This window comes from Sporosarcina sp. G11-34 (assembly GCF_026931025.1).
In genome coordinates this window covers 73637-87690 of record NZ_JAHNZW010000013.1, presented here as the reverse complement: position 1 = coordinate 87690, position 14054 = coordinate 73637, and the positions used below count along the sequence as shown (strand labels likewise).

Here is a 14054-nt window from a genome sequence, read left to right as displayed (position 1 = left end):
AAACTTCCCTCCCCTTAAACCAATTGTTTCACATAGCGACTTTCTAAAAACGGAAGCCCTAAGTTCCCTCTTAACGTATCCGCTTCATATTCTTCACGGTACAAACCACGCTTTTGTAAGATTGGTACTACTTTTTCAACGAAATCATCTAATGTATGAGGGACTTGTGTTGAAATGATGAAACCATCCGCACCGCGTTCCTCGAACCACTTTTGTACCAAATCGGCAATTTTTTCAGGCGTTCCTATGAACTCAGAACGAGGGGTTGCTTCTCTGATTGCTACTTGACGAAGTGTCAGGTTTTGCTCTTTCGCCTGACGTTTAATACGGTCCGTATGGCTTCGAAAACTATTCTTACCAATCTCCCCCAATTCCGGAAAAGCTTCGTCTACTGGATATTGAGTGAAGTCATGGTGGTCAAAGTATCTACCCAAGTAGGCTAGTGCTCTTTCAATAGATACAAGATTAGCAATCTCTTCATATTTTCTTTCTGCTTCTTCCTCCGTGTCACCAATAATAGGTGAAATGCCGGGGAAAATATTTAACTGATCCGGATTTCTACCATATTCAGCAGTTTGTTCTTTCACATCACGATAAAAGTTTTGCGCAGACTCAAGTGTTGGATGCACAGTAAAAATGGCATCTGCCCCTTTTGCAGCTAGACGTTTACCTGCTTCCGAAGAACCAGCTTGGAATACGACTGGTTGCCCTTGTTTTGAACGTCCAATATTTAAAGGCCCTTGAACTGAGAAATACTCACCTTTATGATTTAGATGATGTAATTTCGAAGGGTCGAAAAATATATCATTTTCTTTATCGCCAACAAAAGCGTCATCATCCCAAGAATCCCAAAGACCCCTCGTTACTTCCAAATACTCTTCAGCAATTTTATATCGTGTTGGATGATCTGGGTGCTGGTCAATTGTTTTATTATAATTGAGAGCTGTACTTTCTAACGGCGTCGTTACCAAATTCCATCCCGCACGGCCTCCACTAATATGATCTAGCGAACTAAATTGACGAGCGACTGTAAATGGATCACTATAAGAAGTTGACACTGTGCCTACTAGACCAATACGGGAAGTAACAGCTGCAAGCGCCGATAAAATCGTCAACGGTTCTACACGATTCAAAAAGTGTGGAATCGATTTCTCATTGATAAATAATCCATCTGCGATAAAAACTAAGTCGAATTTTCCTTCTTCCGCTTTTTGTGCTTGTTGTTTATAAAAATCTACACTAACACTTGCATCTGTTTTTATTTCTCGGTGTCTCCAACCGGAAATATTGCCACCTACTCCATGAATGATTGCACCAAACTTAACTTTTCTTTTATTTGTCATATCTATTCCTCCCGTTTCAATTCGATTATTCAAATGTTAATACCTAGTAAAACTGTATGTTTAATTAGTTATCTGTAATGTGTTTAATCCTAACACTTTAACTAGATGAATTGCAATACCTGAATTGATAGAAAAAACTGATTTGACTGATAGGTAAAGCCTGTTAACTTCTAGTTAACTCATGCTGAATAAGGTTAAATGACTTTATAGACTGCTTGATATTTTCCAATAAATTCTGCTCCGTTGTCCCTGCATGCAAAGAAGTAAGAAAAACAGGCTGTTCGCTGTGAATTAAATGAGCCACATCTATTTCAATTAACTCACCGCTTTCCAATTCATTTTTCACAGACAAATAAGGTAAAAAGCCAATGGCATAATGTTTTTTTATAATCGACTTTGCTACTTCCAAATGATTGACTTCAAATTCAATCTTTGCCTCAACTTGACTCACCTCAAATAACTTGCGAACCCGATTCAAATCAAAAGATTCACACTCATAAAAGACCATCGCTTCTTCTGCCAATTGATTGATTGATATATTTTCTTCATATTGCAACGAATGATTAGGATACGCGACAAGTTTTAACGTATTATCTAGCAACTGATGTTTTTGAATTTTATTTCCTTTCATCTCCTTTATAAAAGCTACATCTACTTTTTTTTGCAAAAGATTTTCAAATAGTGTTTCGTTTGATGCCGAAACAAACTTGAAACGTACTAACGGATTGGACTGCTTCCATAATGGCAAAACAAAAGGTATAACATATTGGGAAGTAATGGGGTTTGCCCCTATCACAATCTCGACTTGTACATCTCTTCCATTCATCCGTTTTTTTCCTTCTTCAAACGTTTGAATAATTTGCTTTGCGTAAGGTATAAATTCTTTTCCATGCTCTGTAAGCAAAAGCCCCCTTCCTTGACGTACGAACAACTCCGTATTCAATTCTCTTTCCAGTGATTTAATCCTCGCGGAGACGGTTGGTTGGGACAAAAACAATACATCAGCTGCTTTATGAATACTTTTTAATTGAACTACAGAAATAAATGTTTCCAAATAATTGATATTCATTTTATCCCTCACATTTCTTTATTGCTCATCATATCACTTAATGCCAATAGGTAAAGTAGGATTAATTCATATAAAAATAGCTAAGTTCTAAAATACGAACTTAGCTACATTAAAAACTCATTATTTCTCAAGCTGACTTGCCACAATAAGTTAGCTTTTCACTGCATACAAATGTTTCACTAATTCACGGTTTTTTTCTTTAAAGATGTCATTATGGGAAGAAACCATTCCATGTCCATAAGCTTCTGGTGCGATGTATTGCTTTGCTTTATTTACAGCGTTTGCCGCGTCCTGAAATGCTCCCGCAATTAAATGAAGCTTTCCTTCATGATTCAAAATATCCCCTGCCGCATAAAGGCCCGGTACGGATGTTTCACTCATAGGACTACCTGCAATGCTGTATTCATCCTCCATCTCGATATCCAGTCCACTATTCGATGTCAACTCTTTATCACGTTCGTAGCCATGATTTATAATCACTTCATCGATAGACAGTTGAATCTTACTTCCATCTTCACTGCTAAGCAACTCCACTTTCTCAATCGTTTCGTGGTCACTCGCCGCTATGAGTTTTTCGATAGATGTATTCAATAAGCATTCAACAGAACTATTGAATAGCCGCGACACTTCCGCCTCATGTCCTTTCAACATATCTTTTCGGTACGTCAGATACACCTTTTTCGCAATCGGTTCCAATTCATTTGCCCAGTCAACAGCTGCGTTGCCACCACCGGAAATCAATACAGTCTTTCCTTTGAAGCGCGCGAGGGATTTTACCGTATAATGCAGATTTGAAAGCTCGAAACGTTCAGCCCCTTCAATCTCTAATTTCGTTGGCTTTAAAATACCGCCTCCAACAGCTAAAATGACGGTTTTGGACAAGTGTTTTTGATTCGTAGATGTCTGAACGACAAAGTTTCCATCCTCATCTTTGTTAATCGATGTCACTTTTTCACCTAATACAAGCTCGGGCTCAAAAGTTAATCCTTGCTGAATGACTTGTCCAATAAGTTTTTGCCCTGTAACAGGTGTAAGCCCTCCAATATCCCAAATCATTTTTTCTGGATAGACATGCACTTTTCCGCCTAAAAAAGGTTGAAACTCGATAATTTTTGTTTTCATTTCCCTTAAACCACTATAGAAAGCAGAAAAAAGTCCTGCTGGGCCACCACCAATAATTGTCACATCATACAGCTCTTCTGAATTCATCATGTACGCTCCTTTTTCACGATTACTATCGATAATGATAATCGTTCTCATTTATTAGTAGTATAAAACATAATGGTATCGTTTTCAATCTTTATCTGACAATCCCAAATATAATACCAAAATCCCTTCGGCTACACTCATCATAAAAAGCTAATCGAGCACGCATTCCTTGCTTGATTAGCTCCCTATTCAAAATCACTTCGTTTGATTTTCTTTGTTTCTTTCGATGGGCATGTCTACAAATAAGTCAACCTGTTCATAAATTGCAATCGGATCATACCGGTAATACGTTTCAAAATCATTGTAAAACACTTGGTTATTCTTCATCGCATCCAACCCTTGCCAAATGGACGAGTCTTTCAGATTCTTCAACACCTTTCCTTTTTTCTCGGGATCATAGGTCGTCAAAAAGATATAGTCTGCAATACTTCCATGGACATTTGGAGTGTCTGTTCTTCGTTATTATTTCCATGCGGCATGTTAAGCTGCAATGCATGATTCTCATCCATATCCTTATGTGTCACTTACCTATAAACAATTCTATAGTATTATTATTGTTAAAATTAGGATGAATTACAAACTTATTCAGTCAGTATACTTTAACTTATTCCCAAACATTTTAAATGACAAGAATTCGTCTAAAAAAGCCTGTGACGGCCCCTAAAGGAGTTGCCACAGGCTTTTCTCATTAACTTTTTAAATTTACTTTTTGAAGGCGCAATGCATTCAATACGACCGATACCGAACTGAACGCCATCGCCGCACCGGCAACCCAAGGAGCTAATAGACCAAGTGCTGCGATTGGTATTCCGATTATGTTGTAAAAGAAAGCGAAAAATAGATTCTGCTTAATATTGCGCATAGTTTTACGGCTCATGAGAATGGCATCCGCAACACTGTTTAAGTCTCCCCGCATCAATGTAATATCTGCTGCCTCGATGGCAATATCCGTACCCGTTCCGACAGCCATCCCAATATTCGCCATCGCAAGTGCGGGCGCATCATTGATCCCGTCCCCGACCATTGCGACTTTTTTACCTTGGTCTTGCAACTTTTTAATTTCGTCACTTTTTTGTTCTGGTAACACTTCCGCAATGACGTGGGACAAACCGACTTGACGAGCAATAGCCTCCGCAGTACGTTGGTTATCACCTGTCAGCATAATCACTTCGAGACCCAAATCTTGCATTCTCGCAATCGCTTCTTTGGATGTTTCTTTCACCGTATCCGCTACTGCGACAACACCAGCAAGTTTTTGGTCCACAGCGATGAGCATCGCTGTTTTCCCGTCACGTTCAAGTTTTTCCATGGAAGCTTCTGAATCTAAAATCGAAATCTTATGCTCGTTCATCAGTTTTCTCGTTCCAACTAACACTTCTCTACCACTGACATTCGCCCGAATACCATAGCCGGGTAGCGCTTCAAAAGCAGTCGCTTCAAGAAGGGACAATCCTTTTTCTTTAACCCCAAGGACAATCGCTTGTGCTAAAGGATGCTCCGATTGATTTTCAGCTGTTGCAATCAATTGTAAAACTTCGTCCTCTGTAAAGCCTTCTGTTACCGTAATATCTGTTAAAGCGGGTTCTCCTTTTGTTACTGTTCCTGTTTTATCCAAAACGACCGTGTCGATCGAGCGCGTGTTTTCCAAATGTTCCCCACCTTTAAAGAGTAAGCCCATTTCGGCAGCTCTGCCCGAACCGGCCATAATCGACGTCGGTGTCGCCAAACCGAGCGCACACGGACATGCTATCACCAAAATCGAAATCGTTGGAATCAATGCCGAACGGAAATCACCCGGTGTTACTACGAAAAACCAAATAAGGAATGTCACAACCGCAATAACGACAACAACCGGTACGAAGATACCTGAAATTCTGTCTGCTAAACGCTGAATTTCTGCTTTCGATCCTTGTGCTTCTTCCACTACTTTTACAATTTGTGCTAATGCGGTGTCCTTCCCTACTTTTGTCGCTTTAATTTGCAACGAACCATTCTTATTCATCGTTGCCCCAATTACTGCGTCGCCGGCAACTTTATCAATCGGAATGCTTTCACCTGTAATCATCGATTCGTCGATGGCAGAACGTCCTTCGATAATTTTACCATCCACCGGAATCTTTTCACCCGGCCTTACAAGAATCATATCTCCCGTAATGACTTGCTCAATCGGTAGTTCCAATTCAATACCGTCTCGCAACACCCTTGCTGTTTTAGCTTGCAAACCGAGTAATTTTTGAATCGCTTGGCTCGTTTTTCCTTTTGCCCGAACTTCAAATAACTTACCTAGTACGATTAGCGTAATAATGACCGCTGCCGCTTCAAAATACAGTTCTGGACTTCCAACGCTTCCCGCATTCATCCATTCAAATGATAAATAGAGACTGTAAAAATACGCCGCACTCGTACCGAGTGCAACCAATACATCCATGTTCGCACTTTTATTTCGTAGTGAGTTAAAAGCCCCTTTATAAAACTGTCCGCCGACAATGAATTGAACTGGTGTGGCAAGTGCAAGCTGCACCCACGGATTCATTAGAATCGCAGGCATATAGATGAACGATAGAAATTCAAAATGCGCAACCATCGTCCATAATAATGGAATCGTCAAGATCATTGAAAAAACGAACTTTTTTTGTTGCTTGATAATCTCCTGTTCTTTATGATCCATCTTATCTTTGCTATCTTGCTTAGGTATTAATTCAAAGCCCATTTTCTTAACAGCTGCAATCATCTCTGTCGTTTCAACTTCTTTACTGTCATATTCAACAGCAATCGTTTCGAGTGCAAAGTTCACACTCGCGCCCGAAACGCCATCCATTTTATTAATACGCTTTTCAATTCTTGTCGCACACGCCGCACATGTCATTCCCGAAATATCAAAATCCACTTTTTCTTGAATAACACTATAGCCAAGTTTTTCAACTCTTTCTTTAAACGCATTCACATTTGTTTTCCCTGCATCATAGAAGATTGTTGAGCTCTCCAACGCAAAGTTAACGTTTGCTTTCTCTACGCCTTCTATTTTCGATAATCCTTTTTCAATCCGATTGGCACAAGCTGAACAAGTCATGCCATTAATTTGCAACGTTTTTTCTGTTGTTGCCATTTGCTTCTCCTCCGATACTTGGAGGGGGTATATTTATTTTAAAAAGAAAGATCATACCAAAAGGTACAATCATTTCTACGGCTTTATACCCCCACGTGGTGTAAGCAGAAACTTTTTATTTGTTAAACAAGATCAAAGCCTTGGTCTTCAATTGTTTCTTTAATTTGAGCTAATGTAGCGGTATTGTCGAATTCCACGGAAACTTCATTATTGCCAAGATTTACTTCGACTGCTGAAACACCAGTAAGTTCACCAACGCTTGTTTCGATTGAATTTACACAGTGATTACATGACATGCCTTCTACTTTTAATAATTCTTTCATTTTTGAATACCCCCTGTTTAGTTGTCGAGTTGAACTTACCATACCCCCGAAAGGTATATCAACCGATTGAATTTTTACTTCGTCATTGTTTTCATAACACTCATCAATTCTTTAATCGCTGCTTCACCATCTTGCCCTTTAATCGCGTTCACTACACAATGGTGTGTATGATCTTCTAGCAAAGCTAACGAAACTTTATTCATCGCTGATTGAATGGCGCTAATCTGATGCAAAATATCTACACAATAACGGTCATTCTCAACCATTTGATGAACGCCTCTCACTTGCCCTTCAACACGTTTTAACCGGTTAAGAAGCTGTTGTTTATTTGGCTGAACGGTTGTCTTTGTAGTTTCAGACATATCCTTCACTCCTTAAAATTCATTAATACCCTATACCCCTATATTACCACCTTTATTTAGGATGAGCAATTTTTCGGCATGATTAGATTCCTTATGCTGAATCTGTATATGCATGAAAATATTGCGCGAAGTATGCTATGGTAAATCATCTACAACTACTAATTAGAAGGTGAAGAACATGCTAGAAGTAACGGATAGTACATTAACACAATATGTCATGCATTATGTCAGCGATACCCTTGTTTTAGGGGATGAGGCATTTTCTCAGCCGGAGGTCATGCTTGAAGCGGCCTTTACACAATTAGCGTTTAACAAAGTGGATTTTGAACAACAATACGAGTTTTTTCACGAAACGGATATTGGATTAAATGAAGTCTTTACATATGTGAATGCAATTTTTGATACGGAGAGCAATTTCCTTGAACAGTCACAGCATATCGCCACTCATTTACAAAGTGTATCCCAACGCTCGAATATTAAAAGTGGTGAATTATTTATTGGCTTATTCGATAATTGTTTATGGGGTTCAGATAAAAAAAAGGTTATTGCCATTGTAAAAATTGATGAAAAAGAAATGTTTTTAGATGTGAAAAACCAGCAAGACAAAATGATTGTGAGTGGCATTGACGGCATTAATGTGAAGAAAATCAATAATATGGCTGTCATTATGGATATGGGACCAGACGTAGCACCCGCTGTCTTTATAAAAACAAAGAAGAAAGAAGATGTCGTTTACTGGCAAGAGCGTTTTTTAAAGATTAAAGTAGCCGATGAACAGTATCATAAAACCAATTTAGCGTTAACGGAATGTAAAAAAATTATTAATAAAGAAGAGGCGTTTTCGAATACTGAAAAATTAGGGCTATTAAATAAAACGCTCGAGTATTTTAGAAGTGAAAGAGAATTTCAAGTAGATGACTATATTGAAACGGTTTTTGAAGGAACCGATTCTGCCGCAAAAGATTTGATCGTCAATTCGGTAACTCCTTACGAAACGGTCATTTCCGAAAGCGCAATCGAAAAGGCAGAAAAAAGTTATAAACGTAAAATAAAACTCGATTCCAATATAGAAATCCAGGTAAACGTACGGGATATCGATGAAATCGATGAACTAATTGAAGTCGGCTATGATGAAGCGACCAATCGAAAGTTTTATAAAATTTATTTTGAAGAAGAAATATAATTGTAATACTCGGAAGGGGTGCGTTCGCATCCTTCTCTTTCTTCTTGCTGCCATAAAAAATGCCTGAATCTAAAACCTACCGTTTTAGATTCAGGCATTTTTTCTATTAGCGACATATCTGTCAAATCTTTGGATGATTGTACCTATCATAATTTCAAACTATAATATTTCATCAAAAAAGCCCTAAAAAGGGACTTCCTCACTGCTCTGGATACATCTCATTCAAAAACAATATCGATTGTTTGATCAACGCTGTTAATATATCGACGTCAATATCTGCGACTTTATTAATATACACACACGCTTTTCCCGCTGTATGTTTGCCAAAGTCTTTTAGTAAATCGTCACGTTTTGTGTCACCTGTCGCAAAATACAAACTGATTTTTGCTTTGCGTGGTGAGAATCCAACAAGTGGTGCATCGCCTTCATGGCCGGATTCGTATTTATAATGATAAGCACCGAATCCAATAATACTCGGCCCCCACATTTGCGCTGGATACCCTGTCGCTTCGGTAAATATATCGAGTAACCGATACGCATCTTCACGTTTTTTAGCACTTTCAACATTTTCAATAAACTCAATCACACTATTATCATTGAACTTTGTTTTCAGCTCATACATCGTAAAACCCCTCCTTAATTTACTATGATTTACTTTTTCAAAAAGAACTTGCGGCCCAATCGTTCGACTAACGTTGGTGCTACCGCGTGAAGTTTACTTGTCACGCCCATATACCAAGGTAAATTTACGTCTCTTACGGGTTTGTCGATGACTTGAATGATTGCATCGACAACCGTGTCCACCGTCAATAAGTGTTTACTTAGCGATGTACGATAGTTTCCTGTTTCATCCGCGAGATCTAAAAATGGGGTGTCTATCGGCCCCGGATTGACGGTCGTGACATGTATCCCAAATGGAGCCACTTCCATCCGCAGCGCGTTTGTGTAGCCTATAATCGCATGTTTAGACGCGGCATAAATCGAAGCTTTCGGCGTTGCGACTTTTCCGGCCTGCGACCCTAGGTAGATGAGATGTCCGCTACGCCGTTCCATCATGTTTGGCAGTAATCGCTTTGTAAGTTGCATTGGTGCGATGACGTTCACATCCATCATGCTACGTATTGCTTCGTCGGTTGCATCATGCGCAAAAGCAAATGTTCCAACGCCAGCAGAAAAAATGACGACATCGGGTTGCCCGACATGCGCCATTAAAAACTCGATACTTTCTTCTTCCGCTAGATCCGCTTGTACTGTGTGCGCTCCTTCGTTTTGCAACTCCTGTAACACATTAGATGCTCTACCCGTCGCCCACACCTCATATCCATTCTTTAACAAACGTTTCGTTAACGCATACCCTACACCGCTCGTCGCTCCCGTAATGAGAATCGATTTACGCTTTTTCATAGTGATAGACGCCACCTTCGCCCATCGTCTCATGAATGAATCCGTTCGCCACAAGATAATCGGTTTGCCCAATCGTTTCAGAGAGCGTTAAACCAAGCTCTTTTTCATACACTGCTGGGAATAATTCTTTTGTTAACTCGAAAATCGTACGGGGTCCATTGTCCATCATTGCCAATACTTTCATCGCGCGCTCTTGTTGTTTCACAAGTCGTTTTTCAATTAACGGATGGGCATTTCGAACTTCTTCTCCGTGACCACCATAAATAACATCTACGGGCATCTCTAAAATTCGTTTTAACGACTCGTTGTATTGTAGTAACGAACGTGGCCTGTCATCTGACGGATTAATAGGCGGTTCGATAAGCGGATTCGACGACACTTTTTCAAGCACCAAATCCCCACCAATCATTGCTCTCGTTTGTTCATTCCAAAATACGACGTGACTTTGGGCATGACCTAACGTTTCCAGCACTGTCCAGCCATGATGTCCAGGTAGCGCATCACCTTCTGTAATAATTCGGTCAAGTGGGCGCTCTCCCATCAAATCGACAGATCGTTTCATTTTTTTCACCCAACCGAGATACTTTTCAGGAACGCCTTCTTCAATCAATCGGTCAAGATAAAATTGATCATGATAGTTAAAAAAGGCCTCGTCACGCTTTAACCAAAAGTTATTATATGCATGACCGAGCACTTCCGCATTATCGAAGGCGTCAATCCATCCCATATGATCGGGATGATGATGTGTCAAAATAACTTGTTCAATATCATTAAATGTATAGCCTGCTTCTTTCAAACCGTATTTCAGTGCTTCATATGCTTCCGGTGTTTTCGGTCCCGCATCGACAAGTGAAAGCGCATCTCCTTTTATAAGAAAAGAGTTCACGTCACCTACCGCATACGGTGTAGGAATAATTATTTTATGTATCATACAAAATCTCCTTTACCAATGAATGGATGTTCATTACAGTGTACCTTTTTTGGATGATTACGTCATCTTTTTATTATTCAAAAAGGCAATTTAAAAGGTTGACTTTCCTTAGTCAAAATGTAATAATCGTTCTAATTCAAGAACATGTTAGCATAGACGAAGACAAGTAGTTGTGGCGATGGAAAAAGAGATTTGTGGTCACCGGCTGAAAACCACATTCCCCTCTCCCACTTCGAACCTCCTTCCGAGCTGTTGTGGAAACACAACCGTATCCATCGCGTTAAGTTGGAACAAGTTGTGTCGTAAATTCGGCAAATACAGGTGGTACCGCGGAAACATGCGTTTTCGTCCTTATTTTTTTAGGGATGGAAATGCATGTTTTTGATTGACAAGAAAGAGGCGATTTGAATGGAAACAATTGTATTCGTAGGTGCAGGTTCAATGGCAGAAGCTATGATTGGGGGTATTGTCAAACAAGGTGCAATGGAACCCAAAAATGTTTTCGTCATAAATAAATCAGATGATGCAAGATTGCAATCATTGAAAGATAAATATGGTATTTCAACAGTACGCGCAAACAAAGAAGCGCTTAAAAAAATGGATCTAGTCATTTTTGCGACAAAGCCAAAAGACATCCACCAAGCGATGGCAGATATGCTTCCTTTCCTTGCCGATCATACGGCTGCATTGTCCGTCATTGCAGGCGTTTCAATTCAAACGATTGAAGAAGGTCTTGGAAACCGGCCGATTGCGCGTGCGATGCCAAACACATCCGCTACAATCGGTAAATCAGCAACTGCAGTCGCTTGGAATGAATCCGTTGAAAGTCATACAAAAGAACTTGTTCTCGGCTTACTGAATGCGATTGGCATGGTGAAAGAAGTAGAAGAAGACGAACTTCACGCAGTTACTGCATTATCCGGCAGTGGTCCAGCGTATGTGTATTATTTGGCAGAAGCACTTGAAGAAGCCGCGACCCGCCAAGGGCTGTCGAAAGAAACGTCACGTGCGCTCATTATCCAAACATTTGAAGGTGCTGCGGCTATGATGAAAAAAATAGGGGCAGAACCAACGGAACTACGAAAACACGTCACGAGTCCGGGTGGAACGACCGAAGCTGGAATCACTGCGCTAGAAAACCAATCTTTCAAAGAAATTATTATGGATTGCATCAACAAAGCAGAAGCACGTTCACGTGAACTCGGAAGACTCGATTGATATACTAACTGTATATTAGGGGGTTATAAACATGGCAAAATTATTTGAAACATATAAAATACGTGATGTTGAATTCAAAAACCGTATCGTCATGGCGCCGATGTGTATGTACTCAAGCCACAACGAAGACGGGATGATTGAAGATTGGCATAAGATCCATTACGGGGCGCGTGCTGTTGGGCAAGTTGGACTTATACTTGTCGAAGCAACGGCCGTTCAACCAGAAGGACGGATTTCCGCACAAGATCTTGGCATTTGGAGCGACGACCATATCGAAGGGCTGGCGGAAACAGTTCGACTTGTGAAACAACATGGGGCGAAAATTGGCATTCAACTTGCACATGCAGGACGTAAAGCGACCGTTGACGGCGATATTTTCGCACCGTCTGCAATTGCGTTCAGTGAAACATATAAAACACCTGTTGAAATGACAAAAGACGATCTATTGGAGACCATTCAGGCATTCAAAGACGGGGCAATCCGCGCGAAGAAAGCTGGATTTGACGTTATCGAACTTCATGGGGCACACGGGTATCTCATCAATGAGTTCCTATCTCCTCTATCAAATAAACGAACGGATACATACGGTGGTTCCGCAGAAAACCGATATCGCATCCTGCGTGAAATCATCGACGAAGTGCGGACAGTTTGGGAAGGTCCCCTCTTCGTCCGCATATCTGCCCACGACTATACTGAGGGCGGTATGACAGCCGAACTATACGTCGAAATGGCGAAATGGATGAAAGAACAAGGCGTTGACCTTATCGATGTTAGTTCCGGGGCGGTCGTACCTGCGGCAATCGACGCATTTCCTGGTTATCAAGTAACGTTTTCGGAAACAATCAAAAAAGGTGCGGATATTGCAACAAGTGCCGTTGGTTTAATCACTACAGGTATCCAAGCGGAAGAGATATTGAAAAACAACCGCGCGGATATGATTTTGCTTGCGCGTGAATTATTACGTGACCCTTATTGGGCATATACAGCAGCGAAAGAACTGAAAGTGGAAATTAAAGCACCTAAACAATATGAACGCGGCTGGAACTTTTAACTTTCATTAAGCAAAATCCCACGAGATGATTACTCACTCGTGGGATTTTTTTACTTTAATCAATTTCATAATTCAACATTATACGAACGGAAGCATAAAATATCGGTTGCTTTCCGTTTCAGGCGGACGCTTTCCACTCCAATCAACCTAATTAACACTGCTTAATCGTATAAACTTGGGGAGGTACCTATTTTTTCACTTTACAGAAAAACTTGATATGACTGGGCTTAGAATTATGAAATTAACTCCCCTATTTCGGAATACCGATGTCCGTAAACGGGGAAAATCGAAACTTCACTTCACCAATCACTTCATCTTGATCAATGAAACCAAAACTTCGACTATCATTACTTGTCAATCGATGGTCTCCCAATACAAAGAAAGCGCCTTTAGGTACTTTCTCACTCCCAGTCATTTCTTCCAACGTAAAGTTTTCAGTAATTCGATTCGTAATTGGGTCACCCGCAATATATGAGACATATGGCTCATCATACACTTTACCGTTGATATACAATACATCATCGATCATTTCAACCCGGTCCCCCGGCATCCCAATGACCCTTTTGATATATTTATCATCCGCATCAGGTGCATTAAAAACAATCATATCAAACCGATCAATCGAACTTACTTTGCTTACAATGACGCGGTCCTCATCTTCGAATGTTGGCAACATTGATTCGCCTAGCACCTTTGTCGGTACAAATAAAAATTGATGAACGATAAAGGCAATCGCCATCGCAAAGAAAATCGATTGTATCCATGAGAACAACTCTTTCTTCACAGTTTTCTCCATTCGTACTTCCCCTTTCCGACTCACACTTTTACTTTTTATTGTACAAGAACAAGGACTTT

General features: G+C 40.2%; 13 protein-coding genes and 1 pseudogene. 3 read left to right on the top strand and 11 right to left on the bottom strand.

What is annotated here, in order from left to right; translation table 11 throughout:
* Positions 1-14: 14 nt before the first annotated feature.
* The 7 genes and pseudogenes from KSU66_RS16955 to KSU66_RS16925 all read right to left on the bottom strand — a co-directional run bounded on the left by KSU66_RS16955 (position 15) and on the right by KSU66_RS16925 (position 7412).
* Positions 15-1343, bottom strand: coding sequence for an LLM class flavin-dependent oxidoreductase (locus tag KSU66_RS16955; RefSeq protein WP_269052646.1), 1329 nt, complete (start codon positions 1341-1343; stop codon positions 15-17).
* A 163-nt stretch (positions 1344-1506) separates the two neighbouring features.
* Positions 1507-2397 carry a LysR family transcriptional regulator gene (locus KSU66_RS16950; protein WP_269052645.1) on the bottom strand — a complete coding sequence of 297 codons (891 nt, stop codon included), beginning with the start codon at positions 2395-2397 and terminating at the stop codon, positions 1507-1509.
* A gap of 165 nt (positions 2398-2562) precedes the next feature.
* Complete coding sequence (locus tag KSU66_RS16945) at positions 2563-3621, bottom strand: NAD(P)/FAD-dependent oxidoreductase (protein WP_269052663.1); 1059 nt, start codon at positions 3619-3621, stop codon at positions 2563-2565.
* 195 nt (positions 3622-3816) lie between these two features.
* Positions 3817-4118 (bottom strand): annotated as a pseudogene (locus tag KSU66_RS16940) (iron(3+)-hydroxamate-binding protein yxeB); the annotation flags it as partial.
* Positions 4119-4309: 191 nt separating this feature from the next.
* A complete protein-coding gene (locus tag KSU66_RS16935) occupies positions 4310-6727 on the bottom strand; it encodes a heavy metal translocating P-type ATPase (RefSeq protein ID WP_269052644.1) in 2418 nt (805 codons plus the stop codon).
* A 122-nt stretch (positions 6728-6849) separates the two neighbouring features.
* Positions 6850-7050: a copper chaperone CopZ gene (copZ, locus tag KSU66_RS16930; protein ID WP_269052643.1), complete on the bottom strand. Its 201-nt coding sequence runs from the start codon at positions 7048-7050 to the stop codon at positions 6850-6852.
* A 74-nt stretch (positions 7051-7124) separates the two neighbouring features.
* Positions 7125-7412 carry a metal-sensitive transcriptional regulator gene (locus KSU66_RS16925; protein WP_269052642.1) on the bottom strand — a complete coding sequence of 96 codons (288 nt, stop codon included), beginning with the start codon at positions 7410-7412 and terminating at the stop codon, positions 7125-7127.
* A 178-nt stretch (positions 7413-7590) separates the two neighbouring features.
* Between KSU66_RS16925 and KSU66_RS16920 the strand changes: the two genes are divergently transcribed.
* Positions 7591-8595: a nucleoid-associated protein gene (locus KSU66_RS16920; RefSeq protein WP_269052641.1), complete on the top strand. Its 1005-nt coding sequence runs from the start codon at positions 7591-7593 to the stop codon at positions 8593-8595.
* A 199-nt stretch (positions 8596-8794) separates the two neighbouring features.
* On the opposite strand, the gene KSU66_RS16915 is transcribed toward KSU66_RS16920, so the two are convergent.
* Genes KSU66_RS16915 through KSU66_RS16905 form a run of 3 tightly spaced genes read right to left on the bottom strand, consistent with a single transcriptional unit; the run spans position 8795 to position 10930 of the window.
* On the bottom strand, positions 8795-9217 hold the full coding sequence (locus KSU66_RS16915; RefSeq protein WP_269052640.1) for a DUF1801 domain-containing protein: 423 nt from the start codon (positions 9215-9217) through the stop codon (positions 8795-8797).
* A 29-nt stretch (positions 9218-9246) separates the two neighbouring features.
* Positions 9247-9999: an SDR family NAD(P)-dependent oxidoreductase gene (locus KSU66_RS16910; protein ID WP_269052639.1), complete on the bottom strand. Its 753-nt coding sequence runs from the start codon at positions 9997-9999 to the stop codon at positions 9247-9249.
* Complete coding sequence (locus tag KSU66_RS16905; RefSeq protein ID WP_269052638.1) at positions 9986-10930, bottom strand: MBL fold metallo-hydrolase; 945 nt, start codon at positions 10928-10930, stop codon at positions 9986-9988. Before KSU66_RS16905 ends, KSU66_RS16910 begins: the two co-directional genes overlap by 14 nt.
* Before the next feature lie 408 nt (positions 10931-11338).
* Here KSU66_RS16905 and proC point away from each other — a divergent pair, with 408 nt between their 5' ends.
* Together proC and namA are read left to right on the top strand one after the other, a co-directional pair.
* Entirely contained in the window at positions 11339-12148 is an 810-nt protein-coding gene (proC, locus tag KSU66_RS16900) for a pyrroline-5-carboxylate reductase (protein ID WP_269052637.1), read from the top strand.
* A gap of 31 nt (positions 12149-12179) precedes the next feature.
* Positions 12180-13199, top strand: coding sequence for an NADPH dehydrogenase NamA (gene namA, locus KSU66_RS16895; RefSeq protein ID WP_269052636.1), 1020 nt, complete (start codon positions 12180-12182; stop codon positions 13197-13199).
* Positions 13200-13449: 250 nt separating this feature from the next.
* Here the strand turns inward: namA and lepB are convergent, their stop codons facing one another.
* Positions 13450-13995, bottom strand: a complete 546-nt coding sequence (gene lepB, locus KSU66_RS16890) for a signal peptidase I (protein ID WP_269052635.1) — start codon at positions 13993-13995, stop codon at positions 13450-13452.
* Between the last annotated feature and the right edge of the window lie 59 nt (positions 13996-14054).

Excerpts from the sequence above, each read along its gene's own strand:
- KSU66_RS16955 (WP_269052646.1), bottom strand. The coding sequence starts at position 1,343 with ATGACAAATAAAAGAAAAGTTAAGTTTGGTGCAATCATTCATGGAGTA.
- KSU66_RS16945 (WP_269052663.1), bottom strand. The coding sequence starts at position 3,621 with ATGAATTCAGAAGAGCTGTATGATGTGACAATTATTGGTGGTGGCCCA.
- KSU66_RS16935 (WP_269052644.1), bottom strand. The coding sequence starts at position 6,727 with ATGGCAACAACAGAAAAAACGTTGCAAATTAATGGCATGACTTGTTCA.
- copZ (WP_269052643.1), bottom strand. The coding sequence starts at position 7,050 with ATGAAAGAATTATTAAAAGTAGAAGGCATGTCATGTAATCACTGTGTA.
- KSU66_RS16925 (WP_269052642.1), bottom strand. The coding sequence starts at position 7,412 with ATGTCTGAAACTACAAAGACAACCGTTCAGCCAAATAAACAACAGCTT.
- KSU66_RS16920 (WP_269052641.1), top strand. The coding sequence starts at position 7,591 with ATGCTAGAAGTAACGGATAGTACATTAACACAATATGTCATGCATTAT.
- KSU66_RS16915 (WP_269052640.1), bottom strand. The coding sequence starts at position 9,217 with ATGTATGAGCTGAAAACAAAGTTCAATGATAATAGTGTGATTGAGTTT.
- KSU66_RS16910 (WP_269052639.1), bottom strand. The coding sequence starts at position 9,999 with ATGAAAAAGCGTAAATCGATTCTCATTACGGGAGCGACGAGCGGTGTA.
- KSU66_RS16905 (WP_269052638.1), bottom strand. The coding sequence starts at position 10,930 with ATGATACATAAAATAATTATTCCTACACCGTATGCGGTAGGTGACGTG.
- proC (WP_269052637.1), top strand. The coding sequence starts at position 11,339 with ATGGAAACAATTGTATTCGTAGGTGCAGGTTCAATGGCAGAAGCTATG.
- namA (WP_269052636.1), top strand. The coding sequence starts at position 12,180 with ATGGCAAAATTATTTGAAACATATAAAATACGTGATGTTGAATTCAAA.
- lepB (WP_269052635.1), bottom strand. The coding sequence starts at position 13,995 with ATGGAGAAAACTGTGAAGAAAGAGTTGTTCTCATGGATACAATCGATT.